General features: G+C 61.7%; 12 protein-coding genes. 4 read left to right on the plus strand and 8 right to left on the minus strand.

Annotation, left to right across the window (positions count from 1 at the left end; translation table 11 throughout):
• Nucleotides 1–17: 17 nt before the first annotated feature.
• Nucleotides 18–977, minus strand: a complete 960-nt coding sequence (locus MUY21_RS05580) for a phosphatase PAP2 family protein (protein ID WP_248409364.1) — start codon at nt 975–977, stop codon at nt 18–20.
• 214 nt (nt 978–1,191) lie between these two features.
• On the opposite strand from MUY21_RS05580, the gene carB reads away from it, so the two are divergent.
• Together carB and MUY21_RS05590 are read left to right on the plus strand one after the other, a co-directional pair.
• Nucleotides 1,192–4,422, plus strand: coding sequence for a carbamoyl-phosphate synthase large subunit (gene carB / locus MUY21_RS05585; RefSeq protein WP_248409365.1), 3,231 nt, complete (start codon nt 1,192–1,194; stop codon nt 4,420–4,422).
• A gap of 84 nt (nt 4,423–4,506) precedes the next feature.
• Nucleotides 4,507–4,806, plus strand: a complete 300-nt coding sequence (locus MUY21_RS05590; RefSeq protein ID WP_248409366.1) for a hypothetical protein — start codon at nt 4,507–4,509, stop codon at nt 4,804–4,806.
• A gap of 11 nt (nt 4,807–4,817) precedes the next feature.
• Here the strand turns inward: MUY21_RS05590 and MUY21_RS05595 are convergent, their stop codons facing one another.
• The 4 genes from MUY21_RS05595 to MUY21_RS05610 form a co-directional block, all read right to left on the minus strand.
• Nucleotides 4,818–5,297, minus strand: a complete 480-nt coding sequence (locus MUY21_RS05595; protein ID WP_248409367.1) for a hypothetical protein — start codon at nt 5,295–5,297, stop codon at nt 4,818–4,820.
• A 131-nt stretch (nt 5,298–5,428) separates the two neighbouring features.
• Entirely contained in the window at nt 5,429–6,808 is a 1,380-nt protein-coding gene (rimO, locus tag MUY21_RS05600) for a 30S ribosomal protein S12 methylthiotransferase RimO (protein WP_248409585.1), read from the minus strand.
• A gap of 104 nt (nt 6,809–6,912) precedes the next feature.
• Nucleotides 6,913–7,485 carry a GcrA family cell cycle regulator gene (locus MUY21_RS05605; RefSeq protein WP_248409368.1) on the minus strand — a complete coding sequence of 191 codons (573 nt, stop codon included), beginning with the start codon at nt 7,483–7,485 and terminating at the stop codon, nt 6,913–6,915.
• A 108-nt stretch (nt 7,486–7,593) separates the two neighbouring features.
• Nucleotides 7,594–8,484, minus strand: coding sequence for a DMT family transporter (locus tag MUY21_RS05610; RefSeq protein ID WP_248409369.1), 891 nt, complete (start codon nt 8,482–8,484; stop codon nt 7,594–7,596).
• 235 nt (nt 8,485–8,719) lie between these two features.
• Between MUY21_RS05610 and MUY21_RS05615 the strand changes: the two genes are divergently transcribed.
• Both MUY21_RS05615 and argF read left to right on the plus strand, forming a co-directional pair.
• Nucleotides 8,720–9,904, plus strand: coding sequence for an aspartate aminotransferase family protein (locus MUY21_RS05615; protein WP_248409370.1), 1,185 nt, complete (start codon nt 8,720–8,722; stop codon nt 9,902–9,904).
• A complete protein-coding gene (gene argF, locus MUY21_RS05620) occupies nt 9,901–10,827 on the plus strand; it encodes an ornithine carbamoyltransferase (RefSeq protein ID WP_248409371.1) in 927 nt (308 codons plus the stop codon). Before MUY21_RS05615 ends, argF begins: the two co-directional genes overlap by 4 nt.
• Nucleotides 10,828–10,922: 95 nt before the next feature.
• On the opposite strand, the gene MUY21_RS05625 is transcribed toward argF, so the two are convergent.
• The 3 genes from MUY21_RS05625 to hrpB form a co-directional block, all read right to left on the minus strand.
• Nucleotides 10,923–12,404, minus strand: a complete 1,482-nt coding sequence (locus MUY21_RS05625; RefSeq protein ID WP_248409372.1) for an inorganic phosphate transporter — start codon at nt 12,402–12,404, stop codon at nt 10,923–10,925.
• Between the two features lie 208 nt (nt 12,405–12,612).
• Nucleotides 12,613–13,071: an NUDIX hydrolase gene (locus tag MUY21_RS05630; protein WP_248409373.1), complete on the minus strand. Its 459-nt coding sequence runs from the start codon at nt 13,069–13,071 to the stop codon at nt 12,613–12,615.
• Nucleotides 13,072–13,195: 124 nt separating this feature from the next.
• Nucleotides 13,196–15,649, minus strand: coding sequence for an ATP-dependent helicase HrpB (hrpB, locus tag MUY21_RS05635; protein ID WP_248409374.1), 2,454 nt, complete (start codon nt 15,647–15,649; stop codon nt 13,196–13,198).
• Nucleotides 15,650–15,704 lie beyond the last annotated feature (55 nt).

A 15,704-nucleotide genomic window follows, 5' to 3' on the forward strand; every position in this document is an offset into this window, starting at 1 on the left:
AGGGCGCGCAGGCAGTTTCACGCGTATTGCACCGCCGACTGGTCCCGGCGGCGCAAATACAGCCACAAACCCAATATGAACGCGATCGAGACATAGCCATCCACCGCATAGTGATAGCCGGTGTAAACGGACATATACAGGATCGCAGCGACCCCGACCAAAACGATGGGCAGGGTGTATCGCCAGCGTTCATACACATAGATCGCCGTCAGCGTGGCAACGGACAGGTGCACGCTTGGGAACGCGGAAATGCCGGTGCCGTTCACCTGATCCAGGTCGACATATGTGATCCAGAGGCTTTCCTGGGTCGACCGGATGGCCTCCATGTTGGGGCCGATGGGTGCGAAAGACGCGGGAAGCAGCGCGAATTGATCGCCCCCGTACAGGCGATCATAGAAGATCGGGCCGGCGGACATACCCGACAGCGCCATAATGTTGCCCACGACGATCCAGGCCGAGACGTAAAGCAACATCATACGGCGGACACGATCCGGGTTGCTGTCCAGGGTGGCAAGTGTGATGGGCAGCAAAATCGCTGGCCACATCCACCCATAAAGATAGACTCCGGCCAGTTTGTCGGTCGGCAGGAACCTGCCCCAATCATGGGCGATGACCCACGGCGCTGTTCCCAGATGCAGAAATTCGTCAATGCGTGCAAAGAACGGATCGGCATAGAACGGGATGATATACGGCATCGTGGTCTTCGAGATCATGAAAGCCGCCTGAAAGAACGCTGTGGCAATGGTGGCTTTGAATGCGTCAACGACCGTGTCGCGCGGGGCCTTGGTTTGCAGGATCGCATTGCCGATCAATCCAAGACAGACAAATGTGAATGTCATGAAGAACAGCAGGGCCGAGGCGCCCCCCATCAGCTCCATCGCTCCGCTGACCGCCTGGGCCGCATTGTCGCGAAAAATGAAGGCAACCAGGCTTGCAATCGCGAAATAGCTTAAACTGATTTTCAGAAACTGGTTCATTCACGCGACAACAGGGCTTTCAGGAATGGAATTTCTATCGCCTACCCGTTTTTTTGGCAAACGGGAAATGCCCGTTCAGCCCGGATATGGTCCATTTTCTTGGCCAGTGTACCGATGTGGCACTTGCGCCTTCCCGTTCTATCTCTATAACCCACGACAATTTGCGCGCGGGTGAGAATCCCGAACGTGGTCCAGTCTGCCGATGGGGGTCATCATGCCGAAAAGAACCGATATCAACTCAATCATGATTATCGGGGCAGGGCCGATCATTATCGGGCAGGCATGCGAATTTGACTATTCCGGCGCGCAAGCCTGCAAGGCGCTGCGCGAAGAAGGGTATCGGGTGATCCTGGTCAACTCGAACCCCGCCACGATCATGACCGACCCGGACATGGCCGACGCCACCTATATCGAGCCGATCACCGCAGATGTTGTCGCCAAGATCATCGAGAAAGAGCGTCCTGACGCGCTTTTGCCCACCATGGGCGGGCAGACCGGGTTAAACACGGCGCTGAAGCTGGATGACATGGGCGTGCTGGACAAGTTCAATGTCGAGCTGATCGGCGCCAAACGCGACGCCATCGAGATGGCCGAGGACCGCAAGCTATTCCGCGAAGCGATGGACCGGCTGGGGATCGAGAACCCCAAGGCTACCATCGCCAATACGATGGAAGAATGCATGAAGGCGCTGCCGGAAATTGGCCTGCCAGCGATCATTCGCCCCGCCTTCACCTTGGGCGGCACCGGCGGTGGCGTCGCCTATAACCGCGAAGAATACGAACATTACTGCCGCACCGGGCTGGATGCCTCGCCGGTCAGCCAGATCCTGATCGACGAAAGCCTGTTGGGCTGGAAAGAGTTCGAGATGGAGGTGGTGCGCGACACCGCCGACAATGCGATCATCGTCTGTTCGATTGAAAACGTAGACCCGATGGGGGTGCATACGGGCGACAGCATCACCGTAGCGCCTGCGCTGACATTGACGGACAAAGAGTACCAGCTGATGCGCACCCATTCGATCAACGTGCTGCGCGAGATTGGCGTGGAAACCGGCGGGTCGAACGTGCAATGGGCGGTAAACCCCGAAGATGGTCGCATGGTGGTGATCGAGATGAACCCGCGCGTCAGCCGCTCGTCCGCGTTGGCGTCCAAGGCGACCGGCTTCCCGATTGCCAAGATCGCTGCGAAACTGGCCGTTGGCTATACGCTGGACGAGTTGGACAACGACATCACCAAGGTGACGCCCGCCTCGTTCGAGCCGACCATCGACTATGTCGTGACCAAGATCCCGCGCTTTGCGTTCGAGAAATTTCCCGGCGCCAAGCCTGAACTGACCACTGCAATGAAATCGGTGGGCGAGATCATGTCGATCGGTCGCACCATTCACGAAAGCCTGCAAAAGGCGCTGGCGTCGATGGAAACCGGGCTGACCGGTTTTGACGAGATCGACATCCCCGGTGCGCCCGATCAGGCCGCGATCATCAAGGCGATTTCCGAGCAGCGCCCAGATCGCATCCTGAAAATCGCGCAGGCGATGCGCTTTGGCATGTCGGACGCGGATATTCAGGCCTGCACCGCCTATGATCCGTGGTTCCTGGCCCGCATCCGCGAAATCATCGATGCTGAAACCAATGTCCGCGAAAACGGCCTGCCGTCGGACGAGGCTGGTCTGCGCAAGCTCAAGATGATGGGCTTTACCGATGCGCGGCTGGCCAAGCTGACCGGATTCAAGGAAAGCGATGTGCGGGGCGCGCGCCGCAAGGTGGGTGTGGACGCCGTGTTCAAACGCATCGACACGTGTGCCGCCGAGTTTGAAGCCCAAACGCCCTATATGTATTCCACTTATGAAGCCCCGATGATGGGCGAGGTTGAATGCGAAGCGCGGCCCAGCGACCGCAAGAAGGTCGTCATTCTGGGCGGTGGCCCGAACCGGATCGGGCAGGGGATCGAGTTTGATTACTGCTGTTGCCACGCCTGTTTCGCGCTGACCGATGCGGGCTATGAAACCATCATGATCAACTGCAACCCGGAAACGGTCTCAACCGATTATGACACGTCGGACCGGTTGTATTTCGAACCGCTGACGTTCGAGCATGTGATGGAAATCCTGACCAAGGAACAGGAAAACGGCACGCTGCACGGGGTGATCGTCCAATTCGGCGGTCAGACGCCCCTGAAACTCGCCAATGCGCTTGAAGCCGAGGGCATTCCAATCCTTGGCACCACGCCCGACGCCATCGACCTTGCAGAAGATCGCGAGCGGTTCCAGGCGCTGGTCAACCAGTTGGGGCTGAAGCAGCCGAAGAACGGCATTGCTTCAACTGACGCGGAAGCCCTTGCAATTGCGGAAGAAATCGGATTCCCCCTCGTGATCCGTCCGTCTTATGTTTTAGGCGGCCGTGCAATGGAAATCGTGCGTGATATGGCGCAGTTGGAACGCTATATCGCCGAGGCCGTGGTTGTGTCGGGCGACAGCCCGGTTCTGCTCGACAGTTACCTGTCCGGCGCGGTCGAAGTGGATGTGGACGCGCTGTCAGACGGAGAAAACGTCCATGTCGCCGGCATCATGCAGCATATCGAAGAGGCCGGCGTTCATTCGGGCGACAGCGCCTGTTCTCTGCCGCCCTATTCGTTGTCTGACGCAATCATTGCCGAACTGCGTCGCCAATCGCGCGAACTGGCATTGGCGCTGAACGTGGTGGGCCTGATGAACGTGCAGTTCGCCGTGAAGGAGGACGAGATTTACCTGATCGAGGTGAACCCCCGCGCCTCCCGCACCGTGCCCTTCGTCGCCAAGGCTGTCCTGTCGCCGATCGCCTCGATCGCGGCACGTGTCATGGCGGGCGAAAAGCTGGATGCTTTCGATCTGGTCGATCCCGCAATCGACAGCTTCGCCGTCAAGGAAGCCGTGCTGCCTTTCGCCCGCTTCCCCGGTGTCGACACGATCCTTGGCCCGGAAATGCGATCGACGGGCGAGGTGATGGGAGCGGACAAGAGCTTTGCCATGGCGTTTCTGAAAGCCCAGCTTGGGGCAGGCACCATGTTGCCCACCGAAGGCAATGTGTTTTTGTCGATCAAGAATGGCGACAAGGGCAATCAGTTGGTCGAAACAGCCAAGCTGTTGATAGAACAGGGCTTTAATATCCTTGCCACCCGTGGCACGGCGGCGTTCCTGTCAGAAAACGGGGTCGAGACCGAGACCGTCAACAAGAACTATGAACCGGGCCGCAACATCATCGACCGGATGAAGGATGGCGAGGTTCAACTGGTTCTGAACACGACCGAGGGCACCCAGTCGGTGAACGACTCCCGTGAAATGCGCAAAGTCGCGCTGATGGACAAGATCCCGTATTTCACCACGCTGGCTGCCAGCCATGTCGCCGTTCGCGCCATGCAGGCTCGCACCGAACGCGAGATAGAGGTCAGGCCGCTGCAAAGCGCGTGAGTCGTCAAAGCCAGGGGCGGTAAGGAATCGCCGCCCCTTGGCTCAGCCTGTGATATAATCGGGGAAATCCAGAAGGAGCCCCCGATGAAACAGATTCTGCCCCTGATCGCCCTTGGCCTGCTGACGGCCTGCGACACCAAGACGACCACCACCCAAACCACAACCACGCTGCCCCTTTTTGGCGATGGCTACCGCGCCGATGGCGACCAATGCCGCCGCGTCGGCGAAAGCGCGGCCACGGTGGAATATCTTGACCACACCGCTGACCTCGTGGCCTGCCCGGAAGACTACGAAGGGCTCGGCGTGTTCCAGGCTGATACCGGAGGGGTTGAGGTCGCCCGGATTGAGGGTTGGGTGTTGTTCAGTGTGAGTAGGGAGGGGTAGAGTGCCGTCCGCTAGGTGCAAGTGTTGATGCCCTTCTCAGAGATCTCTTTCCAATTCTCGCCCAAGACCTGCTTAGCCTGAATGGCGGAATTGTAGCCACGTTCGCCTTTTCTGAGCATCAGCACATTCAAGTCTTGATCATGTGTGCCAGTGAACAGAACACTCTGGCCACCATAATAGGTGTTGGATGTTCCATAGGCGCGATTGCCGTAAGCGGACGCATTGGCGTAGGTGGTGGCATAGGTTGGCCCAGTGACCACCGTCTGCGTATTGTTGGCAGATGCCGCCCCCAGAATCACAAAGCGGTCGTAGCCTCTGCGCAGAGTCTCGACTGCTGCCATTTTGTTGGCCACCTTTGTCGTCGCGATCCGTCCGCAGGCCGCTTCAGCCGAAGTCTGCAAGATGAACTGGTTTTTAGCCAAGTCGATGGTGGTCGATTCAGCACACGCGGTCAGAATCAAGGCCACGCTCGCAATTTTCAGAAATCTCATCATATCCTCGTGATTTCAACCAATTGGGGAAGTGTATCTCGGCGGATATTAAGTTTCTGTTTAAAGCAGCCTGTAGGCTCAAGTAAGACATTTCTATGACGAACTGGCCGATGCGTGAGGTCGATCACGACTTACCGCAACCGCCCCCACAAATCATACTCCCCTGCTTCATCAACCTCGACGGACACGATCTGCCCGACGGCCAGCCCCTCAGTCCCCTCGTCGATAAACAGGTTCCCGTCGATTTCGGGCGCGTCGGCCATCGTGCGGCAGGTGGCGATGCCGTCTGCGTCGATGTCGTCCACGATCACGTCCATCACCTGACCCACCTTTGCCGCCAGTTTGGCTTCCGAGATCGCCTGAGCTTTCTCCATGAACCGCTCCCAGCGCTCTTGTTTGACCTCGGCGGGGACGTGATCGGGCAGGTCGTTTGATCGCGCGCCCTCGACATTTTCGTATTGGAAGCAGCCGACGCGATCCAATTGTGCCTCGTCCATCCAGTCCAGCAGGGTTTGGAACTCGGCCTCGGTTTCGCCGGGATAGCCCACGATGAAGGTCGATCGCAGGGTGATGTCGGGGCAGTCGGTGCGCCACGCCGCGATCTCGTCCAGGGTTTTCGATGCCGCTGCCGGGCGGGCCATGCGTTTCAAAGTGTTCGGGTGGGCGTGTTGGAACGGAATGTCCAGATAGGGCAGGATCAGGCCTTCGGCCATCAACGGGATCAACTGGCGCACATGCGGATAGGGATAGACATAGTGCAGCCGCACCCACGCCCCCAAGGATCCAAGGTCACGGGCAAGGTCGGTGATATGGGCGCGGTGGCCCCAGTCTTCGGCATGTTTGATGTCGACACCATAGGCCGACGTGTCCTGCGAAATCACCAGAAGCTCTTTCACGCCCGCCTCGACCAGTTTTTCCGCCTCGCGGATCACCGCATGGGCCGGGCGGCTGGCGAGTTTTCCGCGCATGTCAGGGATGATGCAGAATTTGCACTTGTGGTTGCAGCCCTCGGAAATTTTCAGATAGCTGTAATGGCGCGGGGTCAGTTTCACGCCCGAGGCCGGCAGCAGGTCCACGAACGGATCGGGGCTGGGCGGCACGGCACCGTGCACCGCGTCCAGCACCTGTTCATATTGATGCGGCCCGGTGACGGCCAGAACGCTGGGATGGGTGCCACGGATATAATCCTCTTCCGCGCCCAGACAGCCGGTGACGATCACGCGACCGTTTTCAGTCAACGCCTCGCCAATGGCTTCAAGGCTTTCGGCTTTGGCACTGTCCAGAAACCCGCAGGTGTTCACGATCACTGCGTCTGCGCCGGTGTAATCCGGGCTGATCGCATAGCCTTCGGCGCGCAGCCGCGTCAGGATGCGTTCGCTGTCGACCAGGGCCTTGGGGCAGCCAAGGCTAACCATGCCGATGGTCGGCTGGCCATCGCGCTTTGGTTCGGAAAACCGGGCTTTCGGGGCAAGGTCAGGCCGCAGGTTGGGCGGGTTCACTGGATTTGTCATGGCGGGCATATAGCTTGCTGTCGCCACCATGGGAAGGGCAGGCGAGCTGTAAAGAAAAAGCGCGCCGATCAAGGCGCGCTTTCAGAGGCTTGATCCGAGTTGCCTTACCGCTTCCGGTCACGCCGCGAGGACATCGGCTGGAACGCCACGCCCACATGGGCCTCGCAATAGGGTTTGCCTTGTTGAACAGGCAAGCCGCAGAACCAGAAATCATCCGTGGCCGGGTCGCCGATGGGCCATTTGCAGGTCCGCTCGGTCAGTTCCATCAGGTTCAGTTTCTTCGCGCCCTTTTCAACCTCGCGCACCGAGGCCAGCGCCTCGGGGCTGATTTCGTTGGCCGAGGGCTGCGGGGGCAGGGGCTGGCCCGCCGGGATGATCTGCTTGCGTGCCGGGATCGGCTTGGCTTCGGCAGCGGGTTTGGCGGCTGGCTCCGGCTCTTTCTTCGGGGCCGCTTTTTTCGGTGCGGGCTTGGGCTTGGCCGCCGCTTTCGGCGCGGCTTTGTCTTTGGCCGGGGCTTTCGACCCGCCGCCGGACCGGTTCGACAATCCAAGGCGATGCACCTTGCCGATCACCGCATTTCGGGTGACGCCACCCAGTTCTTTTGCGATGACCGAGGCTGATTGCCCCTCGCCCCACATCTTTTTCAGGATTTCAACGCGCTCGTCGGTCCAGGACATAGTTCTTCCCGTGTTTGGGGTGGGCGCCCGATATCGACTGGGCGGCCCGTAAATTCACAAGCGGCTATTTTAGTCATAGTGCCGGGGGATACAAGCGCAGAAGCGGTTTCATCGGGCCTGACGCCCTTCGCGCCAGATCAGAAGCACACCGCCTGCAATGATGATCGCCGCACCGGCAAGGCTTGTGGGGGCCGGGATGACCCCGAATGCGCCGAAATCATAGAACCCCGCAAAGACCAGCGTGGCATAGGAAAAGGGAACGGCGAAACTTGCATCCGCGCGCTTCATGGCCTGAATGAAGCAGGTTTGCGCCAGCGCCATCATGCCACCCAATGCCGCCAGGGCAGCCCATTGTGCAGCGGTCGGAGGCGCCCAGACCCAGACCACGGCCAAAGTTGCCACCGCCAGCCCGATGCCGTTGTTGATCCACAGGATCTGCAGCGGCGCCTCGCGTCCGGTCAGGCGTTTGATCAGTGTGATCTCGAACCCCATGACCATTGCCGCCGCCAGCGCCAGAAGCGCGGCGGGGTGGAAGCTGCCCGCGCCGGGGCGGATCAGCACCACCGCACCGACCAGTGCGATCGCCGCTGCGATCCAACGCCATGGCCCGACCCGCTCGCCCAGGAGCGGGATCGCCAGAAGCATTGCAAAGACCGGGTTCAGAAAGCTGATCGCTGTTGCATCGGCCAGCGGAATAAAGGCCACCGCCGCGAACATCAGCGAAATGCCGGCCCAGCCGGACACCGACCGCGCAATATGCAGGGGCAGGTTGCGGCTGTGCAGCATGGGGCGTTTGAACGCCACCACAAGGCTTATCGACAGAAACGCAAACAGAAACCGCCCGTGGCTGATCTGCAAGGGGTGCAGCGGTTCGCCCAGTGCCGAGCGCCCGACCAGCTTGGCCATTAGCGTGGTGCCGGCAATCAGCGCGGCGGCCAGCAGCATGAAACCTGCGGCGGCCAACGGGGGGTGCGGGGCAGGGGCAAGACGCGTTTCCATCTCTTCCGCTTAAGGGTTTGTCCGCACTCTGAAAAGGGTGGACAGGCGGGTTTCCTTCGCGTAAGCCCGCCCCATGATCAAACGCACGCATATCGCTGACACCCGACGCCGACGCATCCGCGCCTGACGTCCCTGTTTCGTTTGATCCTGCGCCCTGACGCGCACCCGTTCCGAAAATGTTGACTCGAGGCCCGCCATACGGCACCCAAGGGCTTCTTTTATAAAGGATACCGACATGATCCCGTCGCTTCTTCCGACCTATAACCGTGTTGATCTTGCGTTCGAGCACGGCCAGGGCAGCTGGCTTGTGACCGACAGGGGAGAGCGATATCTGGACCTGGGCGCGGGAATTGCAGTGAACGCTTTGGGCCATGCGCACCCGGCGCTGGTTGATGTGCTGACGCGGCAGGCGCAAAAGCTCTGGCATGTGTCCAACCTCTATACCATTCCCGAACAACAGAAGCTGGCGGATATGCTGGTCGATCTGACCTTTGCCGACACTGCATTCTTCACCAATTCGGGGACCGAGGCCTGCGAGCTGGCGGTAAAGATGGCACGCAAGTACTGGCACGACAAAGGCCAGCCGGAGCGGACGCGCATCATCGGCTTCGATGGGTCGTTTCATGGCCGCTCGTCCGCCGGGATCGCGGCGGCTGGGGGCGAGAAACTGACCAAGGGGTTCGGCCCGCTTCTGCCCGGTTTCACGCATCTGCCGTTTGGTGATCTGGACGGGCTTACGGATGCCCTGTCCGAAGGCGACGTGGCGGCCGTGATCATCGAACCCGTACAAGGCGAGGGTGGCATCCGCCCTGTGCCGGATGACGAGTTGAAAGCGATCCGCGCAGCCTGTGACGAAGCCGGCGCCCTTCTGATCTTTGATGAAGTTCAATGCGGCATGGGCCGGACGGGCAAGCTGTTTGCGCATGAGTATTCCGGCGTCACCCCCGACATCATGATGGTCGCCAAAGGGATCGGCGGGGGGTTCCCGCTGGGCGCGGTTCTGGCGACGGAAGACGCGGCCTCCGGCATGGGGGCGGGCACGCATGGCTCGACCTATGGCGGCAACCCGCTGGCCTGTGCCATCGGGGCCAAGGTTGTCGAGGTTGTATCCGACCCCGCGTTCCTGGACGCGGTCAGCCGCAAGGCCGGACGTCTGCGCCAAAAGCTGGAAGGGTTGGTTGCCGCCCACCCGGACGTGTTCGAAGCGGTGCGTGGATCGGGGCTGATGCTGGGCCTGAAATGCAGGGCGCTGAACACGGACGTGTTGGCCAAATGCTATGACGCCGGGCTGTTATGCGTGCCGGCGGGCGACAACGTGTTGCGCATCCTGCCCGCCCTGACCATCGAAGACGAAGACATTTCCGAGGCCGTCACGCGCCTTGAAACCGCTGCAAAGGCTGTGGAGGGCCAGAGCCAATGAGACATTTCCTGGATATCAACACGACCGACACCGCCGATCTGACCGGCATGATCGCAGAGGCCACCCGGATCAAACAGGCCCGCGCGGGCAAACCGAAAGGTGCGCTGGACGAAGAACAGCCCCTCAAGGACCATATGGTTGCGCTGATCTTCGAGAAGCCGTCGACCCGGACGCGCGTCAGCTTTGATGTAGGCGTGCGCCAGATGGGCGGGCAGACGATGGTTCTGTCCGGCTCCGAGATGCAGTTGGGCCATGGCGAGACGGTGGCCGATACGGCCCGCGTGCTGAGCCGCTATGTCGACATGATCATGATCCGGACGTTCGAGGAAGCGACGCTGCTTGAGATGGCGGAATATGCCGATGTGCCGGTGATCAACGGGCTGACCAACCGCTCGCACCCCTGCCAGATCATGGCCGATATCCTGACCTTTGAAGAGCATCGCGGGTCGATTGCCGGCAGGAAGGTGGTCTGGGCGGGGGATGGCAATAATGTCTGTGCGTCCTTCCTGCACGCGGCCGGGCAGTTTGGTTTTGACGTGACCTTCACCGGGCCGGAAGTGCTGGACCCGGAGCAGAAATTCGTCGACGAGGCGCGTGCCAAGGGGGCGAAGATCGAGATTGTGCGCGATCCGGTGCAGGCGGTCGAGGGCGCCGACCTGATCGTGGCCGATACGTGGGTGTCGATGCATGATGCGCCCTCGGCGCGCGAGCGGCGGCACAACCTGTTGCGCCCCTATCAGATCAATGACGAATTGATGGCCCATGCCAAGCCGGACGCCTTGTTCATGCATTGCCTGCCTGCCCACCGGGACGAGGAAGTCACGAACACCGTGATGGACGGTCCGCAATCGGTGATCTTTGACGAGGCTGAAAACCGGCTTCACGCGCAGAAGGCAATCATGCGCTGGTGTCTGGGGGCGTGATCAGGGGCGTTGCCCCTGCGGTGCCACGCGGGGGCGCGTGGCACCTACCCCAGGATATTTTGGGGCCAGAAGAAGCCGGGCGGCGTGGGACCGTCTCAGGAGACGATGGCGTTCAGCACGTAGAAGATCACCCCCGACATCAGAGCTGCAGCGGGGACGGTAATTACCCAGGCCGCCACGATGGTCATGAAATGCGAGCGGCGTACCAGTTTGCGGCGGCGGCGTTCCTCGGGCGCGATGCGTTTGACCTGGGGGCGGGCGGCGGATGAGCGGCGCAGGCGGCGCTCCATGTGGTATTCGCGATAAAAGCCGACGCCGAAGACGCCGCCCACCGCGATATGGGTCGAGCTGACAGGCAGGCCCAGCCAGCTTGCCACGATCACGGTGATGGCCGCCGACAGGGCTACGCAATAGGCGCGCATCGGGTTCAGCTTGGTGATCTGGCTGCCCACCATGCGGATCAGTTTCGGGCCAAACAGCATCAGGCCGAAGCTGATGCCGAACGCTCCGATCACCATGACCCAGGTCGGGATCGAGACCTTGTCGGCAAAGTCGCCCACGCTTTCCACATGCACGATGGCGGCGAGCGGGCCGACCGCGTTGGCCACGTCATTGGCGCCATGGGCAAAGGAAAGCAGAGCCGCCGAGAAGATCAGCGGCAGGGCAAACAGCGCCTTCAGGGACTTGGTTCGGTTCTCGAGCCCCCGGGCTTGGCGGGCGATCAGGGGGACGGTGATGAAGTAGCAGACAACCCCAATGGCGGCGCCGATCAACAGGGCTGTTCCCAGGTCGATATCAACGATTTTCTTAAGGCCCTTGATCGACAGATAGGCCCCGAAGGCGGCGGCCATGATCCCGATCAGCACTGGCACCCATCGTTTGGCGGCGGCGATCTTGTCTTCCCGATAGATGATCTTGTGCTTGATCAACGCCAGGAACAGCGCGGCAATGACCCCGCCCAACACGGGCGAGATGACCCAGGAGGCGGCGATTTTGCCCATCGTGCCCCAACTGACCGCCGAAAACCCCGCAGCGGCAATGCCTGCCCCCATCACGCCACCCACGACCGAATGGGTGGTGGACACTGGCGCGCCGATCCATGTGGCAAGGTTCACCCACAGCGCCGACGAGATCAGCGCCGCCATCATGGCCCAGACAAAGACACGGTTTTGGTCAAAGCCCGTGGGGTCGATGATCCCTTTCGAGATGGTCGAGACCACGTCCCCCCCTGCCAGAAGCGCGCCCGCGCTTTCACAGATGATTGCGATGATGATGGCGCCCCCCATGGTCAGCGCATTCGCACCGACTGCCGGCCCCATGTTGTTGGCCACGTCATTGGCCCCGATGTTCAGCGCCATATAGGCACCGAAAGCAGCGGCGGTCACGACGACCAGAGAGGTTGGGGATTGGCCGAAAAACACGGCAGCGCCCAGTGCGGCAATAACAATAAATGCAAGGGCGATCCCCATGCCGACCAGCGGGCGCGAAACATATTGTGTGGCGTATTCAACCTGGCTGATCCGGTTCAGATCCTTGTCCAGCGTCTTCCACTGGCTGCCGCGTTTTTCTGCGCCCATCCTTGGCCCCCTGGCTCTGTGTTCTGACACGGCCGGATTACAACCGTTGCAGTTCAGCGCCTGCGCTAGACTGTCAGGACCACGATTGCAACAGATTCGGGCCGTTGCGTGGTGCGAAACGGGGTAGTGTGATCCGACCGCTCCGGCCAGCTGACCCGGTGGTCAGGCCATGCCCGCAGGGGCAGGGGTAGCGATGCAAAGGGAGCGGTCAGAATTTCTGCAAGATCTTTTGCAGTTCCCTTTCCTTGACCATATCGGCCGCCTGATCCGCCGGAACCCAGGTGCGGGTGCGTTCGTCGGCTTCGGGAAAATCATCGGCCAGTTTTTCCACCTTCAGCGGGAAGACGGTGGTCGTGCAACGGGCGATCCCACCAAAATCCATTTCTTTTTCAGATTCGAATGCGCCGATCGGGGCATGATCCAGCTGGCCCTTGGCGACGCCGGCTTCTTCCCATGCTTCCTGCCGGGCGGCTTCTGCGGCGTTTTTGCCATCCATCGGCCAGCCTTTGGGCAGGATCCAGCGGCCAGTGCCGCGCGACGTCACCAACAACACTTCTTTGTCGTCGCCTGTCCCGCGATAGCACAATGCGGCGACCTGCACCCGGTTGGGGCGTTGGAACATGGGGGCGACGACCTCTTCCCAGGCCTGTTTCAGCAATGATGACATTTTCGTACCTGCGCTCTCGGAGCTTTGCTCAGTTTTTATCGTAGATGTTAAGATATGGTAATTGTAAGTTAAATTGCAAGTTTGACCGCCAGAACCACTGATTTTGGGCGCAATCTGACCGGTTTCAACCCTTGCGGGGCTTGGCGCGCAGGGTCGGATCGGCCTGGGTCGGGTCTTCGGGCCAGGGGTGTTTGGGATAGCGCCCGCGCATGTCCTTGCGCACATCCTGATAGCTGTTCGCCCAGAAGTTCGGGATGTCCGTGGTGGTTTGCACCGGGCGTCCGGCGGGTGACAGAAGGGTCACACGCAGCGGCGTCGTGCCGATCATCGGGTGGCGGGTGGTGCCGAACATTTCTTGCAGGCGCAGGCTAATTTCCGGGACCTCGCCGCCATAATCGATGGGGATCCGGCGTCCCATCGGCGTGGTGAAATGGGCAGGCGCCTCGCGGTCGACAAGGGATATCTGTGCCCAGTCAAGCCGGGCGCGCAACGCGTCCAGCGGATCGAACCGCTTCCAGTCGGCGGCAGACCGCACGCCCTCAAGATGTGGCAGCAACCATTCGTCGAGGTGGTTCATCAGGGCGTCGTCGGTCATGTCAGGCAGATCCGCCCCGCCCAAACGCAGAAGCTCGACCCGTGCGATGAACCGGCGCGCCGCATCCGTGGGGCGCAAGCCCAGATCCCGCACCCCGTCCAGCATGGCGCGGGCCATGGCATCGGCTGGGGCGTCCTTCCACTGACGGTCATCCAAGACAAGGGCACCCAGCCGTTCCTGACGCCGCGCCACCACGCGGCCTTCGCGTTTGGACCAGGCGACGTGATCAACCCAGATGATCTCGTCCCCGAAAGTCGCACGCAACTCACCCTCGCTGATCTGGATCGCCTGACGGATTCGGGCCTCGCGCGGGTTGCCATCGGTGTCGGTGACGACGATCAGTCGCGCCGCGGCCAAGGGGTCACTGTCTTCGATCACCGCCCCTTTTCCGCCGGACAGAACGAAGCGCGGCGCATCACCCGGTCGACGCAACCCGATGCGATCGGGATAGGCCAGCGCGGCCATCTGGGCGTCGCTCAGGTCGCCCGAGGTGGGGTCAATCAACCGACGCAAGCGTTTGGCCTCGGTGCGAATTCGTTCGATGGTGCCGCGATTGGGTGTCATTCCCCGGTTTGCGGTAAATCCTTTCGGGTCGCGGATCGCCTCCAGCCGGAGTGACAGATCGACCGGGGCAGAGCGGGGCAGGGGATCGCGGTCGCCCCACAGCGCAGCCAAGGGGGCGGCGTCAGGTCCGGCAGTGGCGAGCATATGTCCCAGACGCGGATGCAGGGGCAAGCGGACCAGTCTGCGCCCATGCGTGGTGATCCGCGCCGTCGCATCCAGCGCACCCAGAGACCGCAGCAACGCCTGCGCCTCGGTCAACACGCCTGCGTTCGGCGGTGTCAGAAAGGCAAGCCCCGCGCCGTCCGGCGCCCCCCATGCCGCAAGCTCCAACGCCAAGGGCGCCAGGTCGGCGGTTTCGATCTCGGCCGGTGGAAAGGGGGGCAACGCGCCTTCTTCCCCCCTGGTCCAAAGCCGATAGCAGACGCCCGGCGCGACGCGACCCGCACGCCCGCGCCGCTGTTCGGCTTCGGCTTTCGATACGCGCTCTGTCACCAGCCGTGACATGCCGGACCCGGCATCGAAGCGCGCGCGGCGGGACCAGCCTGCATCGACCACCACGCGGATATCCTGAATGGTCAGGGATGTCTCGGCGATCGCGGTGGCCAGCACGACCTTGCGGCCCGATGCGGCAGGAGCGATCGCGGCGCGCTGGGCGGCAAACGGCATCGCGCCGAACAACGGGTGCAGATGACAGTCGTCACGCAAATGCGGGCGCAGCGCGGCTTCGGTGCGACGGATCTCGCCCTCGCCGGGCAGAAACACCAAAACGCCGCCCTCGGTTCGGGCCAGCGCCTCGCGCACCAGGGTGGCGGTGGCGTCGGGCAGGCGCGCGGTTTTGGGCAAAGGGGCGGACAGGTGGCGGGTTTCGACCGGAAAGGCGCGCCCATCCGAGCGCAGGATGGGGGCATCATCCAGCAGCCGGGCAACCGGTTCGGCATCCAGCGTCGCCGACATCACGACCAGTTTCAGGTCGTCGCGCAAGGCCTGCATCGCCTCCCAGGTCAGCGCCAGACCCAGATCGGCATTCAAGGAGCGTTCGTGAAATTCGTCAAAGATCACCGCGCCGATCCCGGCGAGCGAAGGGTCCGACTGCAGCATCCTTGTCAGGATGCCTTCGGTCACGACCTCGATCCGGGTGGCGGTGCTGACCTTTGCTTCGCCCCGGATGCGATAGCCGACGGTGCCGCCCACCGGCTCGCCCAACGTTTGCGCCATGCGTTCGGCAGCGGCGCGGGCGGCCAGTCGGCGTGGCTCCAGCATCACCAGCTTGCCGTCGAAGCAGCCGGCGTCCAGCAATGCCAGCGGCACCACGGTGGTTTTCCCGGCGCCCGGCGGTGCCATCAGCACGGCACGCCCCGCATCCCCAATGGCCCGTATCAGATCGGGCAAAACGTCGTGGATCGGCAGGGTCTGGGTCATGCCCCCTTATCGGGCCTCGCGCCCTGATCGTCCAGATGCGGGCTGCACCCTCTGG

The organism is Aliiroseovarius sp. S2029, from assembly GCF_023195575.1.
Taxonomy (GTDB): Bacteria; Pseudomonadota; Alphaproteobacteria; order Rhodobacterales; family Rhodobacteraceae; genus Aliiroseovarius; species Aliiroseovarius zhejiangensis.